The 18937-nt window shown below is 34.9% G+C and carries 15 protein-coding genes and 1 CRISPR repeat array; of the genes, 5 read left to right on the top strand and 10 right to left on the bottom strand.

The features are described 5' to 3' along the window. Window positions 1-11: 11 nt before the first annotated feature. From ACSVH7_RS13535 to ACSVH7_RS13520, 4 genes are read right to left on the bottom strand one after another with little or no spacing between them, the layout of a single operon-like run. Window positions 12-566, bottom strand: a complete 555-nt coding sequence (locus ACSVH7_RS13535) for an acyl-CoA thioesterase (protein WP_438067231.1) — start codon at window positions 564-566, stop codon at window positions 12-14. A gap of 3 nt (window positions 567-569) precedes the next feature. Next, window positions 570-935, bottom strand: a complete 366-nt coding sequence (locus tag ACSVH7_RS13530; RefSeq protein WP_438067230.1) for a 6-phosphogluconate dehydrogenase — start codon at window positions 933-935, stop codon at window positions 570-572. 5 nt (window positions 936-940) lie between these two features. Continuing rightward, window positions 941-2290: a DNA recombination protein RmuC gene (gene rmuC / locus ACSVH7_RS13525; protein WP_438067229.1), complete on the bottom strand. Its 1350-nt coding sequence runs from the start codon at window positions 2288-2290 to the stop codon at window positions 941-943. A 36-nt stretch (window positions 2291-2326) separates the two neighbouring features. Continuing rightward, entirely contained in the window at window positions 2327-2710 is a 384-nt protein-coding gene (locus ACSVH7_RS13520) for an HU family DNA-binding protein (RefSeq protein WP_438067228.1), read from the bottom strand. 426 nt (window positions 2711-3136) lie between these two features. On the opposite strand from ACSVH7_RS13520, the gene cas9 reads away from it, so the two are divergent. Beyond that, window positions 3137-7495, top strand: a complete 4359-nt coding sequence (gene cas9 / locus ACSVH7_RS13515) for a type II CRISPR RNA-guided endonuclease Cas9 (protein ID WP_438067227.1) — start codon at window positions 3137-3139, stop codon at window positions 7493-7495. 2 nt (window positions 7496-7497) lie between these two features. Then, entirely contained in the window at window positions 7498-7638 is a 141-nt protein-coding gene (locus ACSVH7_RS13510) for a hypothetical protein (RefSeq protein WP_438067226.1), read from the top strand. Between the two features lie 108 nt (window positions 7639-7746). Continuing rightward, window positions 7747-8442: a CRISPR direct-repeat array (repeat unit 36 nt; unit sequence GTTGTGGTTTGATTAAAGATTAGAAGACACGATATT). Between the two features lie 111 nt (window positions 8443-8553). On the opposite strand, the gene cas2 is transcribed toward ACSVH7_RS13510, so the two are convergent. After that, window positions 8554-8859 (bottom strand): CRISPR-associated endonuclease Cas2, encoded by a 306-nt coding sequence (gene cas2 / locus ACSVH7_RS13505; RefSeq protein WP_438067225.1) that lies wholly within the window; start codon window positions 8857-8859, stop codon window positions 8554-8556. A gap of 14 nt (window positions 8860-8873) precedes the next feature. Beyond that, window positions 8874-9773 (bottom strand): type II CRISPR-associated endonuclease Cas1, encoded by a 900-nt coding sequence (gene cas1 / locus ACSVH7_RS13500; RefSeq protein WP_438067224.1) that lies wholly within the window; start codon window positions 9771-9773, stop codon window positions 8874-8876. A 537-nt stretch (window positions 9774-10310) separates the two neighbouring features. On the opposite strand from cas1, the gene ACSVH7_RS13495 reads away from it, so the two are divergent. From ACSVH7_RS13495 to ACSVH7_RS13485, 3 genes are all read left to right on the top strand, one after another. Then, window positions 10311-11498, top strand: a complete 1188-nt coding sequence (locus ACSVH7_RS13495; RefSeq protein ID WP_438067223.1) for an ectonucleotide pyrophosphatase/phosphodiesterase — start codon at window positions 10311-10313, stop codon at window positions 11496-11498. Between the two features lie 453 nt (window positions 11499-11951). Continuing rightward, window positions 11952-14180 carry a beta-glucosidase gene (locus ACSVH7_RS13490; RefSeq protein WP_438067222.1) on the top strand — a complete coding sequence of 743 codons (2229 nt, stop codon included), beginning with the start codon at window positions 11952-11954 and terminating at the stop codon, window positions 14178-14180. Between the two features lie 21 nt (window positions 14181-14201). Then, window positions 14202-15314 (top strand): acyltransferase family protein, encoded by a 1113-nt coding sequence (locus tag ACSVH7_RS13485; protein WP_438067221.1) that lies wholly within the window; start codon window positions 14202-14204, stop codon window positions 15312-15314. A 246-nt stretch (window positions 15315-15560) separates the two neighbouring features. Here the strand turns inward: ACSVH7_RS13485 and rplT are convergent, their stop codons facing one another. From rplT to thrS, 4 genes are all read right to left on the bottom strand, one after another. After that, complete coding sequence (rplT, locus tag ACSVH7_RS13480; RefSeq protein ID WP_342693462.1) at window positions 15561-15905, bottom strand: 50S ribosomal protein L20; 345 nt, start codon at window positions 15903-15905, stop codon at window positions 15561-15563. Window positions 15906-16056: 151 nt separating this feature from the next. Continuing rightward, complete coding sequence (gene rpmI / locus ACSVH7_RS13475; RefSeq protein ID WP_007810722.1) at window positions 16057-16254, bottom strand: 50S ribosomal protein L35; 198 nt, start codon at window positions 16252-16254, stop codon at window positions 16057-16059. A 108-nt stretch (window positions 16255-16362) separates the two neighbouring features. Next, window positions 16363-16914, bottom strand: coding sequence for a translation initiation factor IF-3 (gene infC / locus ACSVH7_RS13470; protein WP_438067343.1), 552 nt, complete (start codon window positions 16912-16914; stop codon window positions 16363-16365). 22 nt (window positions 16915-16936) lie between these two features. Continuing rightward, complete coding sequence (gene thrS, locus ACSVH7_RS13465; protein WP_438067220.1) at window positions 16937-18883, bottom strand: threonine--tRNA ligase; 1947 nt, start codon at window positions 18881-18883, stop codon at window positions 16937-16939. Between the last annotated feature and the right edge of the window lie 54 nt (window positions 18884-18937).

Raw genomic sequence — 18937 nt, 5'->3', positions numbered from 1 at the left:
ATTTTGAGTTGTTAAGAAAGTTGTAATTCTAACTTAATCTTGTGATTTGATATCAATTTTAGGTTTTCTTTTGAGCGGAAATCAAATGCTTCTTCGTGTTCCTCGTGTATTTTTTTTAACTCAATTTGTTTTAATCCACTACTAAATCGTCTCAAATCGTTTTCCGTTTGAAGAATCAATCCGGGAACAGCGACACTTTTTCCAAACGCATCCTTCGCCACCATTGTAAAATAGGAGGAATTGCAATGCTTGATGCTTCCGGTTCTGATGTTTTCTGCTTCTACGCGAATGCCTACTATCATGGAACTGCGCCCCACATAATTTACTGAAGCTTTCATGGTGACCAACTCGCCTACTTCTATGGGCTGTAAAAAATTGACGGTGTCTACTGAGGCAGTAACACAATAATTTCCGGAAAACTTAGAGGCGCATGCGAAGGCAATTTGATCTAACAAGGAAAGGATGTATCCACCGTGTATTTTGCCACTAAAATTAGTATGAGAGGGCAACATCAGCTCAGAAATTGTAACGTGCGATGCAGCAACTGGTTTAAATAGGGTAGTCATGTGCTAACGATTATTAAATGGAGAGGCTTCTTTTTGAACTGAGGTGATAAAAAAGCGTGTTTCGCCCCACCAAATGAAAGTGCGTTTTTTTTCTTCATAAGTCAAACGAACATAGTGTCCTTGAAGTACTTTTAAGCTATCAATTACGTTTTTGTCTTTGTCCAAAACAGAAAAACGGAAAATTTGTGCTCCAGAAATTCCTTGACTCAATTCCCCTTCCCATGTTTTGATGATCACCCCTTTGTGGCTTAACCGAATCAATTCTCCCGAACGCACACCATCACTCACTGGGATGTAGTAAATGAAAGCCATGTAAATAGAAACAACAAGCACTCCAGCAAATAGCAATATAGCGGCAATTTTTTTCATCTGTTTTAGTTTAAAAGGTTACTTGAATCTGTTTCTGCTCTCTTTAGGACATTCTCGGGTAAGGCCTTTTTAGCTTTGGCCCCCATCTTTTTTAACTTTTCTACACTTACAATCAGGTTGCCTTTTCCGTCAACTAGCTTATTCATTGCGGCTCCGTATTCTACTTTACTTTCGTCTATTTTCTTTCCAATTTTGATCAAATCTGCCACAAAACCCTCGAATTTATCATACAAAGCCCCTGCTTGTCTTGCTATTTCAACCGCATTTTCTTGTTGCTTTTGGTTAGTCCACATACTGTCGATAGTGCGTAGTGTGGCCAATAATGTGGAGGGAGTCACAATTACGATATTTTTTTCAAAAGCTTTATTATACAAGGCGGTATCTTCATTTAACGCAATGGCAAATGCAGGCTCAATTGGGATAAAAAGCAATACAAAATCGGGACTTTCCATTTGGTACAAGTCTTGGTAGTTTTTCTCACCCAATTGATCCACATGGCGTTTTATCGAAAAAACATGTTCCTTTAATAAGGTAGCTTTGATGGTTTCATCCTCTTCGTTGATATATTTTTCATAAGCGGTTAAGGAAACTTTGGAGTCGACAATCATTTTTTTACCATCAGGTAAATTAATTACAACATCTGGAAAAACACGATTGCCACCCTCGTTTATATGGCTAACTTGTACATCATATTCTCGTCCTTTTTCTAATCCTGATTTTTCAAGTACGCGTTCCAATACTAATTCTCCCCAATTCCCTTGCATTTTACTGTCGCCTTTTAGGGCTTTGGTCAAGTTGAGGGTTTCTTTACTCATTTGTAAATTCATTTCACGCAGCCCTAGAATTTGCTGACGTAGCGCTGCATGATAGTCAATGCTTTCCTTATGAGTATCTTCCACTTTTTTCTCGAATAACTGAATTTTATCTTGAAGCGGACTCAAGATATTCTTCATATTTTCCTTGTTCTGTTCCGTAAATTTATTCGATTTTTCGTCTAGAATTTTATTGGCTAAGTTTTCGAATTCTTTGGTGAATTTTTCCTGAAGTTGTTCCACTTCATTTTTTTGTTCTTTATGTCGCTCTAGCAAATTGTCAAAATCTACTTCTTTTTTAGAGAGTTGAATGGCCAAACTATCTTTTTCATTTCTAATGATTTCCTTTTCCTCAAGCTGCGATTGTAATTGTTTTTCAAGCGCAATTTTTTCTTTACTATGCTGTGCCTCCATCATTTGATTTTTTTCATCCAAAAGCAATAAAGAAGATTTGGCTTGTTGTCCGAAAAACAATTTTCCAATAAAGCAACCTAGGACAAGTGCTAGTAAAAAAGTAATGAGTAAAGGGAAATAATCAGTCATGTGTTAAAGTGTTTGTTGTTAGGGGTGAAATAGAGTTTACAATTTAGGAATAAAAACAAGTTTTGATAGCATTTGTTTTAATTTTTTACCCGGGCGAAAAATAATGGTGCTGCGTTTGATTTTCGAAGGATTTACCTCTTCGGGTGTAGCGCTTGCATGGCTTTGTACACTAACTTGAAAGGCTCCTAAATGGCCTAGATGAACAATATTGCCTTGCTCAAGGCTGTTAGCAATTTCATTGACCAAACCAATTACCACGGCATAACAATCCGAAGGTGTTACAGAGCAACTAGCAGCGACTCTTTCCGAAAGATCGTCTAAATTTAAGACGCCACTTTTAGTAACCCTTGGATAATAGGTGATAGAGGGTGGTGTACTACTAGGAATTTTTTTTTGAACAATAGTATAAGGTACAGGCATGCGGTTGTTTTTTTTGGTTGATACTTACAAAGATAACGAATTGTACTGATGATTCATAAAATTGACCGCGGTTGATTGATGAATCGACCCCGGTCAATTAGTCAATCGACCGCGGTCGATTCATCGGTTCATACGGACGAATCTGAAAGTTGGTCAGGACGAATCTGAAAGTTCTACCGTATGAATTTTAAAAAGGATCAGGACATATCAAAAACCAGTCGCTACACCCCAAAAAAAAGTCCCACCGAAGCAGGACTAAAGGTTTGCACCTACGGCATATAGCCTTATTGTGATAAGATTAAAGATTAGAAGTTTTAATCTGAGGTAAATGTAGGAAAAAAAATCTTTAATCCTAATGCGGAAAACCGTAATGTGGGTAATTATTTTTTTCATAGCTTTAAAAATTCTTACAAAATAGAGCGAACTATGGCAAAAATATTAGGATTAGATTTAGGTACCAACTCGATTGGGTGGGCGATTGTGGATAAAGAAGGTAATGAGTTTTCATTGGTAGATAAAGGAGTTAGAATATTTTCTGAGGGGGTGAAGTCCGAAAAAGGAATTGAAAGTTCTAGAGCAGCTGAAAGAACAGGTTATAGAAGTGCACGTAAAATTAAATTTAGAAGAAAACTTCGTAAATATGAAACTTTAAAAGTATTGTCAAAAAATGGGATGTGTCCGTTATCTCTTGATGAAGTAGAGGCTTGGCGTAAATCAGGGTTTAAGCAATATCCAATAAATCCAGAGTTCTTAAAGTGGTTGCGTACCGATGACGACAATAATATTAACCCCTATGTATTTAGAGATAAAGCGAGTAAAGATAAGGTTGCACTTTATGAATTAGGACGAGCTTTTTATCATTTGGCACAAAGAAGAGGTTTCTTAAGTAATCGTTTAGATCAATCCGCTGAGGGTGTTATTGAGTTGCATGCTCCAAACATTGAAAGCAGAATAGAAGAAACAACCACCATTAACGACTTAAAGATTGAAATTCAGGAATATTTTGATGGCTTGGATATTTTAGATAAAAATGCGAAGGAGTTAGATGAGGGTGAAAAGAAGCTTAAATCTTTATACAATGCTTTAGATAAAATAATTAAAGCAAATGAATTTGAAAAAGCTAAAACAGAAATCATAGCTAGATTAAATAGAAAAGAAGACCAAGGCGCAGTAAAACAAGAAATTGGAGAGATTTCCCAAGCTATAAAGGATGGTGGCTTTGAAACTTTAGGACAATACTTTTTTAGTTTATACAACAAAGGCAAAATACGAAATCATTACACAGCTCGCGAATCTCATTATTTGAATGAATTTGAAAAAATTTGCGAAGTGCAAAATTTAAGTTCAATTAACAAAAATGAGAATATACCTGAAAAAAGATATTCTGGTTTGGCTAAAGAGTTATACCGAGCCATATTTTTTCAACGACCTTTAAAATCACAAAAAGGATTAATTGGAAAATGTTCTTTGGATAAAACGAAATCTCGATGCGCCATTTCTCATCCTGATTTTGAAGCCTATCGTATGTGGTCTTATCTTAATACTATTAAAATTAAAACACCACAAGACGAACAAATGCGTTTTTTAACTATAGAAGAAAAGCAACAATTAATTCCAAAGTTTTTTAGAAAAAAAGACAACTTTAATTTCGAAGACCTATCCAAAGAGCTTACTCCAAAAGGATATACTCCTGATTTTTATAAGTCTTCAAGTGCAAAAGCAGCCTCGTATATTTTTAATTACAAAGCAAAAGATAGTGTTGCTGGTTGTGTAGTTTCAGCCTCTTTAAAAAATGTATTTGGAGAAGAATGGAATACAAAAACTTGGACATATGAAGCCAAAAATAGTAAAGGCAAATTTGTAAAACGAGAGGTAGATTATAAAGATTTATGGCATTTGTTGACCGTTTCTACTTCAGATGCTTATTTGGAAGAGTATGCGATGGAGAAATTAGGTTTGGATGAAAAAAGAGCCAAATCGTTTTCTAAAATAAGATTGAAGAAAGATTTTGCGAGTTTGAGTTTAAGTGCGATTAATAAAATACTTCCCTATCTCAAACAAGGTTTGCTCTATTCGCATGCGGTATTTATGGCTAATATTGAAAAGATTGTAGACGAAAACATTTGGAATAATCCAGAAGAAAGACTGTACATCCAAAATAGAATTGCTGAAATTATTGAAAACAATAGTTTTGAGAACAGTAAACTAGAAATAGTAAACGGGTTAATTAAAGATTGTAAAGTAAACAATTGTTATTATTCAATAGAAGCAGAATCGTCTTATAAAGCAGATTTAGTTAAAAAAGTGAGTTCGTTTTTTAAAGAAATCGAAAATCAAAAAGAAATTGTAGAGGAATTATTCCCAGTTTTTATAGAACAATTAAAGAAATACGAATACATTTCTGTTAAGCGCTTAGACGAAAAAGTATTGGAATTTTTAAAAGGTGAAAATGAAGATGGTGAAATCTATTGCAATAATCCTAACAAGTTGAATAAACTTTTTCATCCATCGGATATTGATGTTTTCAAAAAGAAAGTAATTGAAGATGAGTTTGGTAATAAAAAAGTTGTTTTAGGTAGTCCATTAATTTCATCGATTAAAAATCCAATGGCAATGCGGGCTTTACATCAGTTACGTAAAGTTTTAAACACCTTGATTATTGAAGGTTTAGTAGATGAAAAAACAAGAGTACATATCGAATTGGCTCGAGAGTTAAACGATGCTAACAAAAGGAAAGCGATTCAAGATTTTCAAAAGGAAAATCAAAGTAAAAGAGCGGAAATTGCATTAAAAATTAAAGAGGATTATAAGGCTGCAACCCAGAAAGATATTGAACCAACCGGAGATGATATTTTAAGATACCAATTATGGGAAGAACAAAATGGTATGGAGATTTATGAAGCATCAATAAATAATGGAATAAGTAAAAAAATTGGAATTCACCAAATTATAGGAGAGAATCCAGATTATGATATTGAGCATACAGTTCCAAGAAGCATTTCTCAAGATAACTCATTAATGAATAAGACACTTTGCAGCAAGAAATTTAATCGAGATATTAAGAAAAAACAAATGCCAACAGAATTAAATAACTATGAATTAATCCTACCCTATATTGATCATTGGCGTCTTGAAGCCGACAAACTATCGTGGGAAATTGAACAGCTTTCTAAAGGTATAAAAGCTGCTGCAACCAAAGATGCTAAAGATAAGAAAATTCGAAGAAGACATTTTTTAACATTGAAAAGAGATTATCTTAAAAGTAAATACGATCGATTTGTTTGGAAAGAACCAAAAGTAGGTTTTAAAAACAGTCAAATCCCCGACACTGGAATTATAACCAAGTATTCTCGTGCGTATTTAAACTCTTATTTCACCAGAGTGGAAAGTGTAAAAGGGGGAATGGTTGCCGAATTTAGAAAAATATGGGGTATTCAGGAAAGTTATAGTAAAGACGGTAAAAAATATTATGTAGAAAAAGACCGTAGTAAGCATACGCATCATACAATAGATGCTATAACTATTGCTTGTATGACCAAAGACAAGTACGATGTATTAGCAAAAGCTTGGACAGATGAAGACAATGAAAACTTACCATTGGCTAGAAAATTATTAGCCGATTCTAAACCTTGGTCGACTTTCACAGAAGATATTAAGAAAATAGTGGAAGAAATATTGGTTTCGCATCACACGCCTGATAATGTAAAAAAACAGTCGAAGAAAATTATTCGTGTTCGTGGTAAAAAACAGTATTTGGCTGAAATGACCAAAGATGAAAACAGTAAAAAAGTACCTCGAAAAGATGAAAATGGTAAAATAATTTATAAGTTAAATTCTGAAGGAAAGAGAATACCAAGAGTGCAACAAGGCGATACCGTTCGTGGATCTTTGCATCAAGATAGTATTTACGGAGCCATTAAGAATCCTTTGAATCAAGAAGAAATCCGTTATGTAATCCGTAAAGATATAGAAAGTATTAAGGGCACTGATGTAGAAAACATTGTAGATGAAGTAGTAAAAGAAAAAGTAAAAGAAGCCATTGCCAATAAAGTTTTGCTCATTTCTTCCAATCCTCAACAAAAAAATAAAATTGCCGATAATCAAAAAGTTTGGATGAATGAAGAAAAAGGAATTCCAATTCAGAAAGTTCGTTTGTATGCCAACTCCGTAAAAAATCCGCTGCATATCAAAGAGCACAGTGCCTTATCAAAATCCCGTCACGAACATAAACAAAAAGTATATGGTCAGAATGACGAGAATTATGCTATGGCGATTTATGAATTGGATGGAAAACGAGAATTTGAGTTAATTAACAATTTTACTCTAGCCAAATTGCAAAAAACAGGAGAAGGGTTTTATCCTTTATTCAAAGAAAAAGAAGTTAAAGGTAAAAAAACACAAATCCCGATTGCTAAAAGTAATAATAGAGATGTTGTTTTGAAAAAGGGACAACAAGTAATTTTTTATGACAAAACAGTGGAAAATCATATAGATATAACTGAGATAATTGATTTTTCGGGAAGAATATATATTATTGAAGGATTGTCTATTAATAGAATATCTAGATCTTCAGGTAAAGTTGATGAATACGGAGTTATTCAATTGAGATATTTTAAAGAAGCTAGAAAATCTGATGACATTAAAAAGGATAAGTATAAACCAGATGGTGATTTTAAATTAGGCGAAATTAAACCGACAAGAAAAATGAGTCCAGGTCAATTTAATGCTTTTGTTGAGGGAATTGATTTTAAAGTATTACCTTCGGGTAAGTTTGAAAAAATATAATTATGGACGAATCAAAATTAACAAAAGAGCAAATCAAGAAGATTCAAGCAAAAATTGATAAAGCTGAAAAAAGTGGATTGGCAAAAAAGCAAACTCGTGAAGAAATGCTAGCCGAATTTAAAATGAGATTAGGATTGGTTTAAAATAATATTTAAAGAGTGTTCTTTGACATAAAGTTTTCAAACTCTTAAACCTCTCAAACCACAACTGAAAGGTAGGGTATCCTCCCAGCAGGGATGCAGTAGCTTTCAGTTGTGGTTTGATTAAAGATTAGAAGACACGATATTTAAATAATTTTCTTGGACAAACTCTTTTACGTTGTGGTTTGATTAAAGATTAGAAGACACGATATTAAAAATAGACGCTCAAAGCAATTTAGTAGCGTTGTGGTTTGATTAAAGATTAGAAGACACGATATTGCAGGCGCTGAAAGAGAATACACCCCCCACGTTGTGGTTTGATTAAAGATTAGAAGACACGATATTTACGTAAATCCGTTGGTGACACAAGTGCCGGTTGTGGTTTGATTAAAGATTAGAAGACACGATATTTTTTCGGAATTTACCTCCTCGGTATTCGTAGTTGTGGTTTGATTAAAGATTAGAAGACACGATATTAAAAATATCCGCTTAATACAAACCCTTATGGTTGTGGTTTGATTAAAGATTAGAAGACACGATATTCTTGAAGAAGTTGAGGAGTTGAATCAAGCAGTTGTGGTTTGATTAAAGATTAGAAGACACGATATTTTTTGCGTAGCCATGGTTCCTGTACTGCCGGTTGTGGTTTGATTAAAGATTAGAAGACACGATATTAGGGCAAAAGTAAACAATAAAACGCGTAAAGTTGTGGTTTGATTAAAGATTAGAAGACACGATATTGGGGCGGCGTTGTTGGTGAAAGGTTTTGCGGTTGTGGTTTGATTAAAGATTAGAAGACACGATATTAGTTGGTTGGTTACCTTCTAATAATCAAGAGATTAATTGAAGATATCGTACTAAAAAATGCCTCTTTTTTGCCCTGATAAAGCAAGATTGAGGCATTTTTCATTTTATAGATTAAAACAATTCCAATTGTGTGGGTTGCGGTGCTTTTGGAACTTCGGCTTTGCCCCAAAAATTCATAATGTTGCCAAATTGTTTGTCGGTAATTCGGAGTATACTTACTTTACCCATAGGCGGTAAGAGGTTGTGGATCCTTTTTTCGTGCACATCGGCACTTTCACTACTGGCACAATGCCGTATGTAAACGGAGAATTGCATCATGCTGAAACCATCTTTGAGTAAATTGCCTCTAAATTGCGAAGCGTTTCTCCGATTCTTTTTGGTTTCGGTGGGCAAGTCAAAAAATACAAATAACCACATGATTCGGTACCCGTTTAGATCCATAATTTTGGATATTTTATCTTTTTTCGTTCACCCGTGTAACATTGTTGTAAGGAGCTGGCTGTTTTTTGTAAAGCCACCATCAACGGACTTTTTTCGTCTTCAAAATAGACCGTTTGTGTAAGGATTTGTAATAACTCAGCTTTAATTTTGGTGTTGAGGTCTTGTTCTTCATACTGTTGAATGATTTGAAAAACCTTTTCATCTACCAAGGGGCGAAAGGGTTCCATAATGTCATCCGCCAAAGCAAAAGCGTTGTATTTACTTTTATGATGAATGCCTAAAGTGTTCAACAATCCACTACCCGAAAGGGCTCTTGCAGTGGCCGCTCTTAGAATAGCATAACCATAATTGAGAAAATTATTCGGGTAATCGCCAAATCGTTCCCTTTTAATTCCCTTTCCTTCTGAGGATGTTAGAGGGAGGGTTTTCCAATATTGACTTGCCGCTACGCCTTCCATATTGCTAGTATCTCCACTCAATACTTTGGAAGCCAAAAAATCTAAAGTGTTTTTTTGACCTGTTATTTTCTGAAGTAAAATACCTTGATTGGTAATTTTTTCGATAATGGTCTGTTGCCATAATTGTTTCTTAAGAGGCAATGATGCTTCAATTTGATTTCTGAACAATTCTTGTTGGATATGATGGCTATTCAAGTTGAGAAATTGCCCGTTTGGGAGGTGGTTTTTATTGCAAACAATAACAGCAGCATTGTTTTCGATGAGTAGATTCATGGCAGGAATACTGAGATATATTTCTGGATGATCTAACACAAGAAACCCAATTTCTTCAATAGGAATTGTTCCTTCTCTCGTCTCGGATTTGATCTGCAGTTGCAAATTTTTACAACTAATAGAAGTCTTGTTTTCAATGAGCAAGGTTTTTTTTATCATAATTGTAGTTGATTTAGTGTTAACAACTGCAATGTTATCAAAATACATGCCTAATGTATTGTTGCTAAGATAGATATGTTTTAAATTGGATGAAATAGGGGGCGTTTTATCCTGTTTTGTTGCAAAGGTATATTTCGCTTTGTCAATTTTTTGGTTTTTGAAAAATGACACCATAATTCTCTGAGCCCTATTTATAGGTAGTAAGCCATCCTAAACTTCATTTTCTTACTCTCTTAATGGTGATAATTTCGCCTCAATTTTCTCATGTATTTAATTATGGGACGAATCAAAGTCTTTATTTAGTTTGTTGTAAATTTTTGTCAAATCGGTTAACTTTTTTTAATGGTATCTAACTCGATCAAATGTATCACAATTCATAAAACTTTGTGCACCTTTCAGTTAAGTTTGTGATGCATAGTCAAAGCGGCATTTTTTTGAAATTTAGGTTTAAAATTAGAGTTAAATTAATGGCATTATACGGTTCTTAATTAGTTACGTTAAATGAGCATATCGTATCTTTGTTTCCAAATGCTACTCATGAAACGCTTATTCCTATTATTGCTCTTACTAAGTATTGAAAATGTTGCTCAAAACGCAACAAAGCCATATGTAATTTTGGTTTCCCTTGACGGATTTAGATGGGATTATCCGGATCATTTTGAAACACCAAACCTCGATTTACTAGCAAAGAAGGGAGTGAAGGCTCACTCGATGCAACCCAGTTATCCAACGAAAACATTTCCCAATCATTATGCTATTGCGACAGGTTTATATCCCGACCATCATGGGATTGTAAATAATGCTTTTTTTGATAAAGCTTCTCAAAAAATATTTACTTTAAATACCGCAGCCAAAAGAGAGGGGTACTTTTATGGAGGGAATCCTATTTGGAATCTTGCCGAGGAACAAGGGGTGAAAGCGGCTAGTTATTATTGGCCAGGTTCAGATACAGGAGTGAAAAGTCCAAGTATCTACAAAGTGTATGATGACAAAGTAAGTTATTCCGAACGGATGAAAACCATCATTGACTGGCTCCAACTTCCTGAATCGGAACGACCACATTTAATTACATTATATTTTGATCAGCCAGACAAAACCGGACATGATTTTGGCCCTTTATCAAAGGAAAACCAAAAAATGGTTGCTGAGATGGATGGTATAATAGGGGAGTTGCAATACAAATTAGACCAACTGCCAATAGCCAATCAAATTAATCTAATTGTAGTTTCTGATCATGGAATGACTGAGATTCATAATGATAAAAAAGTAGCTATTTTGAATTATTTAAAACCAGAATGGTATGGATATGCAGCAGTTATCAATCCCATAATGAGCATTGAAGCCAAGGAAGGCTACAAAGATAGTATTGCTACCGCCTTAAAGAAAGTCCCACATATTAAATGGTATGTGACACCAAAACTACCTAAACGCCTTCATTTTGGCAAAAATCCACGAGCACTTGACTTTGTAGTTGAAGCGGATTTTGGATATAGTTTAGTCAACAAAACGGATCAAAAAGTGAGCGGTGGAACGCATGGCTATGATAATAAAATGAAAGATATGCAGGCCATTTTTTATGCCAAAGGCCCCAATTTTAACATTGGAAAGAAAGTAAAATCCTTTCGAAATGTTTGTGTTTATCCCTTAATTGCGGCTATTCTTGGACTTAAGACAGAGATGATTGATGGTGATTTAGAGGATTTAAAAGATGTTTTAGTGCACTAATAATGCCATCCTTCAAAGCGGTTTTCATAAAAAAAATTAGTTGTTCTATTGAATTTTCTAAACAACCACCGAATCTTAAACAGAAGTGATTGGATTCAAAAATTAGAGGTCATCATAAGCTTTTTTTCTTCGGCAGTACTAAGCGTATGGGGAATATTTTTGATTCCTTTTTTATTAAATAGCCTTGTCTCAACTATTTTTTCTAGATAAGGAAGTAACTAATTATTGAAAAATAAATGTACATTGCAATAGGATTTAAAAAATAACTTTCTGATAATCAGATTTTTGTTTTTTAGTATTGCCTAATTTTTGCGTTGTAAATAGTTTATAAACTCAATAAAATATGTTATGAAATCTATTCTTTTTTTTTGTGTTCTCTTATGTTGTTCACTAACTACTAAGGCACAAAGTTCCTCAAATTATTTTGAAAAAGCTCAAAAAATAGTGGCGCAAATGACTTTAGAAGAAAAAGCGTCACTTTGCTCAGGTGCTTCAGCTTGGTCCACTCAAGCTATTACGAGGCTTGGAATACCCTCAATTTATATGACAGACGGTACACATGGGTTACGAAAATCAGTAGGTTTTGATTTTAAAAATAGTATTCCAGCCACTTGTTTTCCGACGGCATCTGGGATTGCTTCATCATGGAACAAAGAGCTCCTTGAGAAAATTGGTAAGGCCATTGCAACAGAAGCACAAGCCAATGATGTACAAATTGTACTTGGCCCCGGAATCAACATGAAACGATCCCCACTTGGTGGAAGAAATTTTGAATATTACTCAGAGGATCCGGTTTTGTCAGGAAAAATGGCAGCGGCCTTTATTCAAGGGCTGCAAAAAAATGGAGTAGGAGCTTCCTTAAAACATTTTGCTGCAAATAATCAAGAGTTTGAAAGAATGTCAGTGAATGCTATTATTGATGAGCGTACATTGAACGAAATTTATTTCCCAGCTTTTGAAATTGCTGTGAAAGAAGCCCAACCTTGGACAGTAATGTGTGCTTACAATAAATTAAACGGGACTTTTGCCTCTGAAAACGAATATTTACTAACTAGTGTTTTAAAAAAGCAATGGGGTTATCAAGGTTTTGTAGTGTCAGATTGGGGTGCTGTTAATGATAGAGTTTTGGGAGTACAGGCTGGCTTAAATTTAGAAATGCCGGCTAGTGGCGGATATAATACCAAAAAAATTATAGAGGCCGTAACTAATAAATCCCTATCTGAATCCCAATTGGATGCACTGGTAACAGAAACACTTGCCATAACTTTAAAAGCCAAAGAAAATCATTCCGAAAATGTAGTAGTGGACAAAGCTTTGCATCATGCTTTGGCTAGAGAAGCAAGTGGAGAATCTATCGTTTTGTTAAAAAACAGTAAGTCTATTTTGCCCTTGAAAGTAGGGACTAAGAAAATTGCGATTATTGGAACCTTTGCCAAAAAACCTAGATATCAAGGAGCAGGAAGTTCTCAGGTTAATCCCACTCAATTAGAAAATCCATTTGACGAAATAAACAAGATTTTTAACTCCTCTTCGATCACCTTCGCTGAAGGATACAATTCGTTAGGAGAAACGAACGCAAGTTTAACAGCCGAAGCAGTAAAAGTAGCAAAGGGGGCTGAGGTAGTACTCCTTTTTGCTGGTCTTCCTGATGTATATGAGTCAGAAAGTTATGATAGAGCAAATTTGGATATGCCTTCAGGTCATAATCAGTTAATCAAAGCAATTGCCAAAGTCAATCAAAATACCATTGTCATTCTTATGAACGGTGCCTCGGTAAGCATGCCTTGGAAAAATGAAGTAGCCGGTATTGTAGAAATGTATTTGGCAGGTCAGGCTGCTGGAGGAGGTATTGCTGATATTCTAAGTGGCAAAGTAAACCCCTCAGGAAAACTCTCTGAAAGCTTTCCTATTCGTTTGGAAGACACACCTACCGCCAATGATTTTCCTTCCAAAGAAGGAGTTTCCAATTATGGTGAAGGGATATACATAGGCTATCGTTATTATGATAAAAAGAAAATAGAAACTAATTTTCCTTTCGGATTCGGATTGAGTTATACCCATTTTAGTTTTTCTACTATAAATACTAATGCGTTACACTACAAAGATAATGATCCAATTGTAGTGACTTTAAAGGTTAAAAATACAGGGAATGTTTTTGGTAAAGAAGTGGTACAATTGTATGTACATGAACAAGAAACCGCAGTAACTAGACCAGAGAATGAATTGAAACATTTTGAAAAAGTAGCTTTAGCTCCTGGTGAAGAAAAAACAATACAGTTTGAGTTATCCTATCGCGATTTTGCTTATTACAACAGCAATACGCATCATTGGCAAGTAAATAGTGGAAAGTTTGATATTCGGATTGGGAATTCATCAAGAAATCTGCCCTTACAGCAAACGGTTTATATTGAGTCAACCACAAAAGACATTCCTGTTTTTACCCGAAATTCATTATTCAAAGAGTTTAAGAATGTTAAAAATAGTCAGGCGATATACGAAGTATTATCCGAAAGTTTTATTGATAAATCTACAAAAGCGGTAACCGAAGATCAAAAAAAGGCAGAGGCTTTTTTGTATTCCATGCTTGGAGATATGCCCGTTAGTAAATTCGTTTTGCTTTCAGGAGGGAAATTCACCGAGGAACAACTGCAAGCGATTTTGAACGATGCAAATACAAATTAATGGTGTTATACATGTTACAAAATGAAATCAAATTTTAGTAGTACTACCAAAAATCATTACGAAATTTTAGATGCTCTTCGGGGAATTGCAGCGCTGATGGTTGTTGCATTTCATATTATGGAAGCTCACGCCACAAGTCGTTTGGATCAAATTATCAATCACGGATATCTAGCTGTGGATTTCTTCTTTTTACTGTCAGGATTTGTAATCAGTTTTGCTTATGATGATAGGTGGAGCACTATGAGGGTAAAGGATTTTTTTAAAATTCGATTAATTCGATTGCAGCCTATGGTTATCATGGGCATGTTAGTGGGTGCTATTTGTTTTTATTTTCAAGATTCATCACTGTGGCCGTTAATTCATCAAGTCCCATTTTGGAAATTAATTCTCGTAATGATAATTGGCTTTACATTACTTCCCTTGCTTCCCACTATGGATATTAGAGGTTGGCAGGAAATGCATCCTTTAAATGGTCCTGGGTGGTCCCTGTTCTTCGAGTATGTGGCCAATATCTTGTACGCATTATGGGTGAGAAAATGGAGTAATACTGCGTTGTCAATTTTAGTGTTTTTCTCAGGATGTTTTTTAATTCATATGGCGATAACTAGTCCAAACGGCGATATTATCGGTGGTTGGTCATTGACTTCAGAGCAATTGCATATTGGATTTGCTAGATTGTTTTTTCCTTTTTTTGGTGGATTATTGTTGCACCGAATCATAAAATTAACGTCTATTAAAAACGCCTTTTTTTGGTCGGCTACTTTGCTAATTGTAATCTTGGCAATGCCGAGAGTTGGAGAAAAAACGGCGTTGTGGCAAAATGGGCTCTATGATGCTTTGAGTGTTATTTTTATTTTTCCGATTATTCTATATATTGGAGCAAGTGGAGGAATACAAAAATTAAGAACAAAAAAACTTTGTAAATTCTTAGGAGCTATTTCCTATCCAATTTATATCACGCATTATCCCTTGATTTATATATATACCGCTTGGGTGGTTACTACCAAAAGCCCCTTGTGCGAAGCCTTTCCGTTTAGTATTTTAACTTTTATCGCATCTATTTTATTAGGGTATGCTTGCTTGAAATGGTATGATGAACCTGTTGGAAATTGGCTTAAAACTAAATTGTCATGAATCCAAAAAACGGATTGTATAGTAAGCAGGTCTTTATTTATAATCCTTTTGCCTAATAATTAAAAAGCATTCAGGCTTTGATATTTAGTGTGAGAGCACTTATTTTAGTAGATAATCTAGTAGCACAGTTAAGTCTATTACCGATCACTGTTTTCTTGGAAAGTGTGTTTATTACAATCAAAAAGCCCCTTTCAATGAAAGGGGCTTTTCTATAGTAAGTAATTATAAATTGAGTTGATAAAACGTTTATTTTACTTTATTAAGTATTGCTTTGAAAGCTTCTGGGTGATTCATAGCTAAATCGGCAAGAACTTTACGGTTCAATTCGATATTATTAGCTTTTAATTTCCCAATGAATTGTGAATAAGACATTCCTTCTAATCTAGCTCCAGCGTTAATACGTTGAATCCACAAAGCACGGAAATTTCTTTTATTCACTTTTCTATCACGGTAAGCGTAGCACATTGCTTTCTCTACCGCATTCTTAGCAACTGTCCAAACGTTTTTACGTCTACCAAAGAAACCTTTGGCTTGCTTCATTATTTTTTTTCTTCTTGCTCTTTTAGCAACTGAATTTACCGATCTTGGCATAATTTTACTGTTTTTTTGTAGCAGGCGTCCTGAATTGAATCAAAGGAACTTAAGGCCATACTCCAAGGTTATTGAAATTGTTTTTAACCTAAAGAATTTAATTTTTTTAGGATTCAAGTCTTAATACTTAACACTCAAATCTTAATACTAATTATATAATTCTTAATTGTTGTTTGATGCTTTTCATATCTGTAGAGTGAACTAGCGCTGAGTGAGTCAAAGCTAATTTACGTTTTTTAGATTTTTTAGTCAAGATGTGACTTTTAAAAGCATGCTTTCTTTTAATCTTTCCAGAACCAGTAACTTTGAAACGTTTTTTGGCGCTAGATTTGGTTTTCATTTTAGGCATTTTTTCCTAGATTTTTAATTTATTCTTACTTACTTATTTTTAAGTGATATGTCAATAGCAATAAGCCATCAGTTTTAAAAACTTTTGACTTTTGGCTTTGACTAATAACTATTTTTTCTTCTTCGGAGCAATGAACATAATCATTCTCTTTCCTTCTAAAACGGGCATGGCTTCTACTTTACCATATTCTTCTAAATCTGTAGCCAAACGCAATAATAAAATTTGCCCTTGGTCTTTGTAAATGATTGAACGTCCTTTAAAGAAAACAAATGCTTTTAGTTTTGCCCCTTCTTTTAAGAATTTCTCAGCATTTTTTCTTTTAAATTCATAATCGTGCTCATCAGTTTGAGGACCAAAACGAATTTCTTTCACCACGACCTGAGAAGATTTAGCCTTAAGAATTTTATCACGTTTTTTTTGCTCGTAGATAAACTTCTTATAATCCATAATCTTACAAACCGGAGGTTCTGCATTAGGCGAAATTTCAACCAAATCCAGTTCAAACTCATCTGCAAGACGTAACGCCTCAGATAGTTTGAACACACCTGGCTCAATATTTTCTCCTACAAGCCTTACTTCTTGTAACCCACGAATGTTGTTGTTAATTCGGTGGGCATCCTTTTTTTCTACGCGAGGTTGATAACCTCTGTTGCTTCTTATTGCTATGACTTTATAATTTAAGTTAAACTGTAAATACTTTCAATGTTTTGCTAATTTCTTCTTCAACAATAGCGGCAAATTCATCTATCGTTACGCTTATATTTCCTTTGCCTTCTTGACCGTGACGACGGATAGAAATAGTGCCGTTTTTCTCCTCTTCCTCACCTACGATTAACATAAATGGGGTTTTCTGCATTTCGGCATCCCTAATTTTCTTTCCAATAGTCTCGTTTCTATTGTCAATTAGGGCGCGAATTTCGTGATTTTCTAGCAGATTTAAAACTTTTTTCGCATAATTTTCATATTTCTCACTCAAACACAAGATTATAGCCTGTTCCGGCATTAACCAAAGAGGGAAATTTCCTGCTGTGTGTTCTAATAAAATAGCAATGAATCGCTCCATAGAACCAAATGGGGCTCTATGAATCATTACAGGTCTATGCAATTCGTTATCAGAACCTTTATATGTTAATTCAAAACGCTCTGGCAAGTTGTAATCTACTTGGATAGTTCCTAATTGCCATTGTCTTCCTAGGGCATCTTTGACCATGAAATCCAATTTTGGACCATAAAAAGCAGCTTCACCATATTCAATAACAGTGTTCAATCCTTTGTCTTTGGCAGCATTAATAATCGCGTTTTCTGCTTTTTCCCAGTTTTCATCGGTACCAATGTATTTCTCTCTATTTTCTTTATCGCGCAAAGACACTTGAGCAGTAAAGTTTTCGAATCCTAATGAGCCAAAAACGTAGAGTACTAAGTCGATTACTTTTTTGAATTCTTCGTCCAATTGTTCTGGTGTACAAAAGATATGTGCATCATCTTGAGTAAACCCTCGAACACGAGTTAATCCATGCAACTCTCCACTTTGTTCGTAACGGTAAACGGTTCCAAATTCAGCATAACGCTTCGGTAAATCTTTGTAAGACCATGGGCGAACATTGTAAATCTCACAGTGATGAGGGCAGTTCATTGGTTTTAATAAAAACTCTTCTCCTTCTGCAGGAGTATTAATGGGTTGAAAACTATCTGCTCCGTATTTAGCATAATGACCAGAAGTTACATATAATTCTTTTTGACCAATGTGAGGGGTTACCACTTGTTCGTACCCTGCTTTTTTCTGTGCTTTTTTCAAAAATTGTTCCAAGCGATCTCTCAAAGCGGCTCCTTTTGGTAGCCACAAAGGTAATCCTTGACCCACTTTCTGTGAGAAAGCGAATAACTCTAATTCTTTACCTAGTTTTCTGTGGTCACGACGTTTTGCTTCCTCTAGTAATTCTAGGTATTCTGTTAGGTCTTTTTGTTTAGGGAAAGACGTACCGTATACGCGAGTCAATTGCTTGTTCTTTTCGTCACCTCTCCAATAGGCACCTGCAACACTCATGATTTTTACAGCTTTGATAATACCTGTATTAGGAATATGTCCACCTCTACACAAGTCAGTAAAACTGGCATGATCACAAAAAGTAATAGTGCCGTCTTCTAGATTGCTAATTAATTCGGTTTTATAAACATTGTTTTTGTAGGCTTCTAATGCTTCAGCTTTAGTAACAGCACGCATTTTGAATTCGTGTTTCTCTTTCGAAATTTCTAACATGCGACTCTCGATAGCTTTGAAATCGGCTTCTGTGATTTTTTGATCACCAAAATCTACGTCATAATAGAATCCATTCGCAATGGCTGGACCTAAGGTGAGTTGGATGCCCGGAAACATCTCCTCTAGCACCTGAGCCATCACGTGTGAAGTGGAATGCCAAAATGCTTTTTTGCCATCAGCATCATTCCATGTGTATAAAATAAGACTTCCATCCGTGGTTAATGGCGTGCTGGTTTCAATAGTAGTTCCTTCAAAAGAAGCTGAAATTACATTTCTTGCAAATCCCTCACTAATATTTTTGGCGACCTCCATTGGAGTTACACCAGGTGCAAACGCTCTAATTGACCCATCGGGCAAAGTAATATTGATCATTTTTTTTAAATTTAAGGAATGCAAATATAAAGGTTTGCCGCAACACCTACAATA

This window comes from Flavobacterium sp. TSSA_36 (assembly GCF_051547165.1).
Classification (GTDB): Bacteria; Bacteroidota; Bacteroidia; order Flavobacteriales; family Flavobacteriaceae; genus Flavobacterium.
This window is presented reverse-complemented; position numbering and strand designations above follow the sequence as displayed.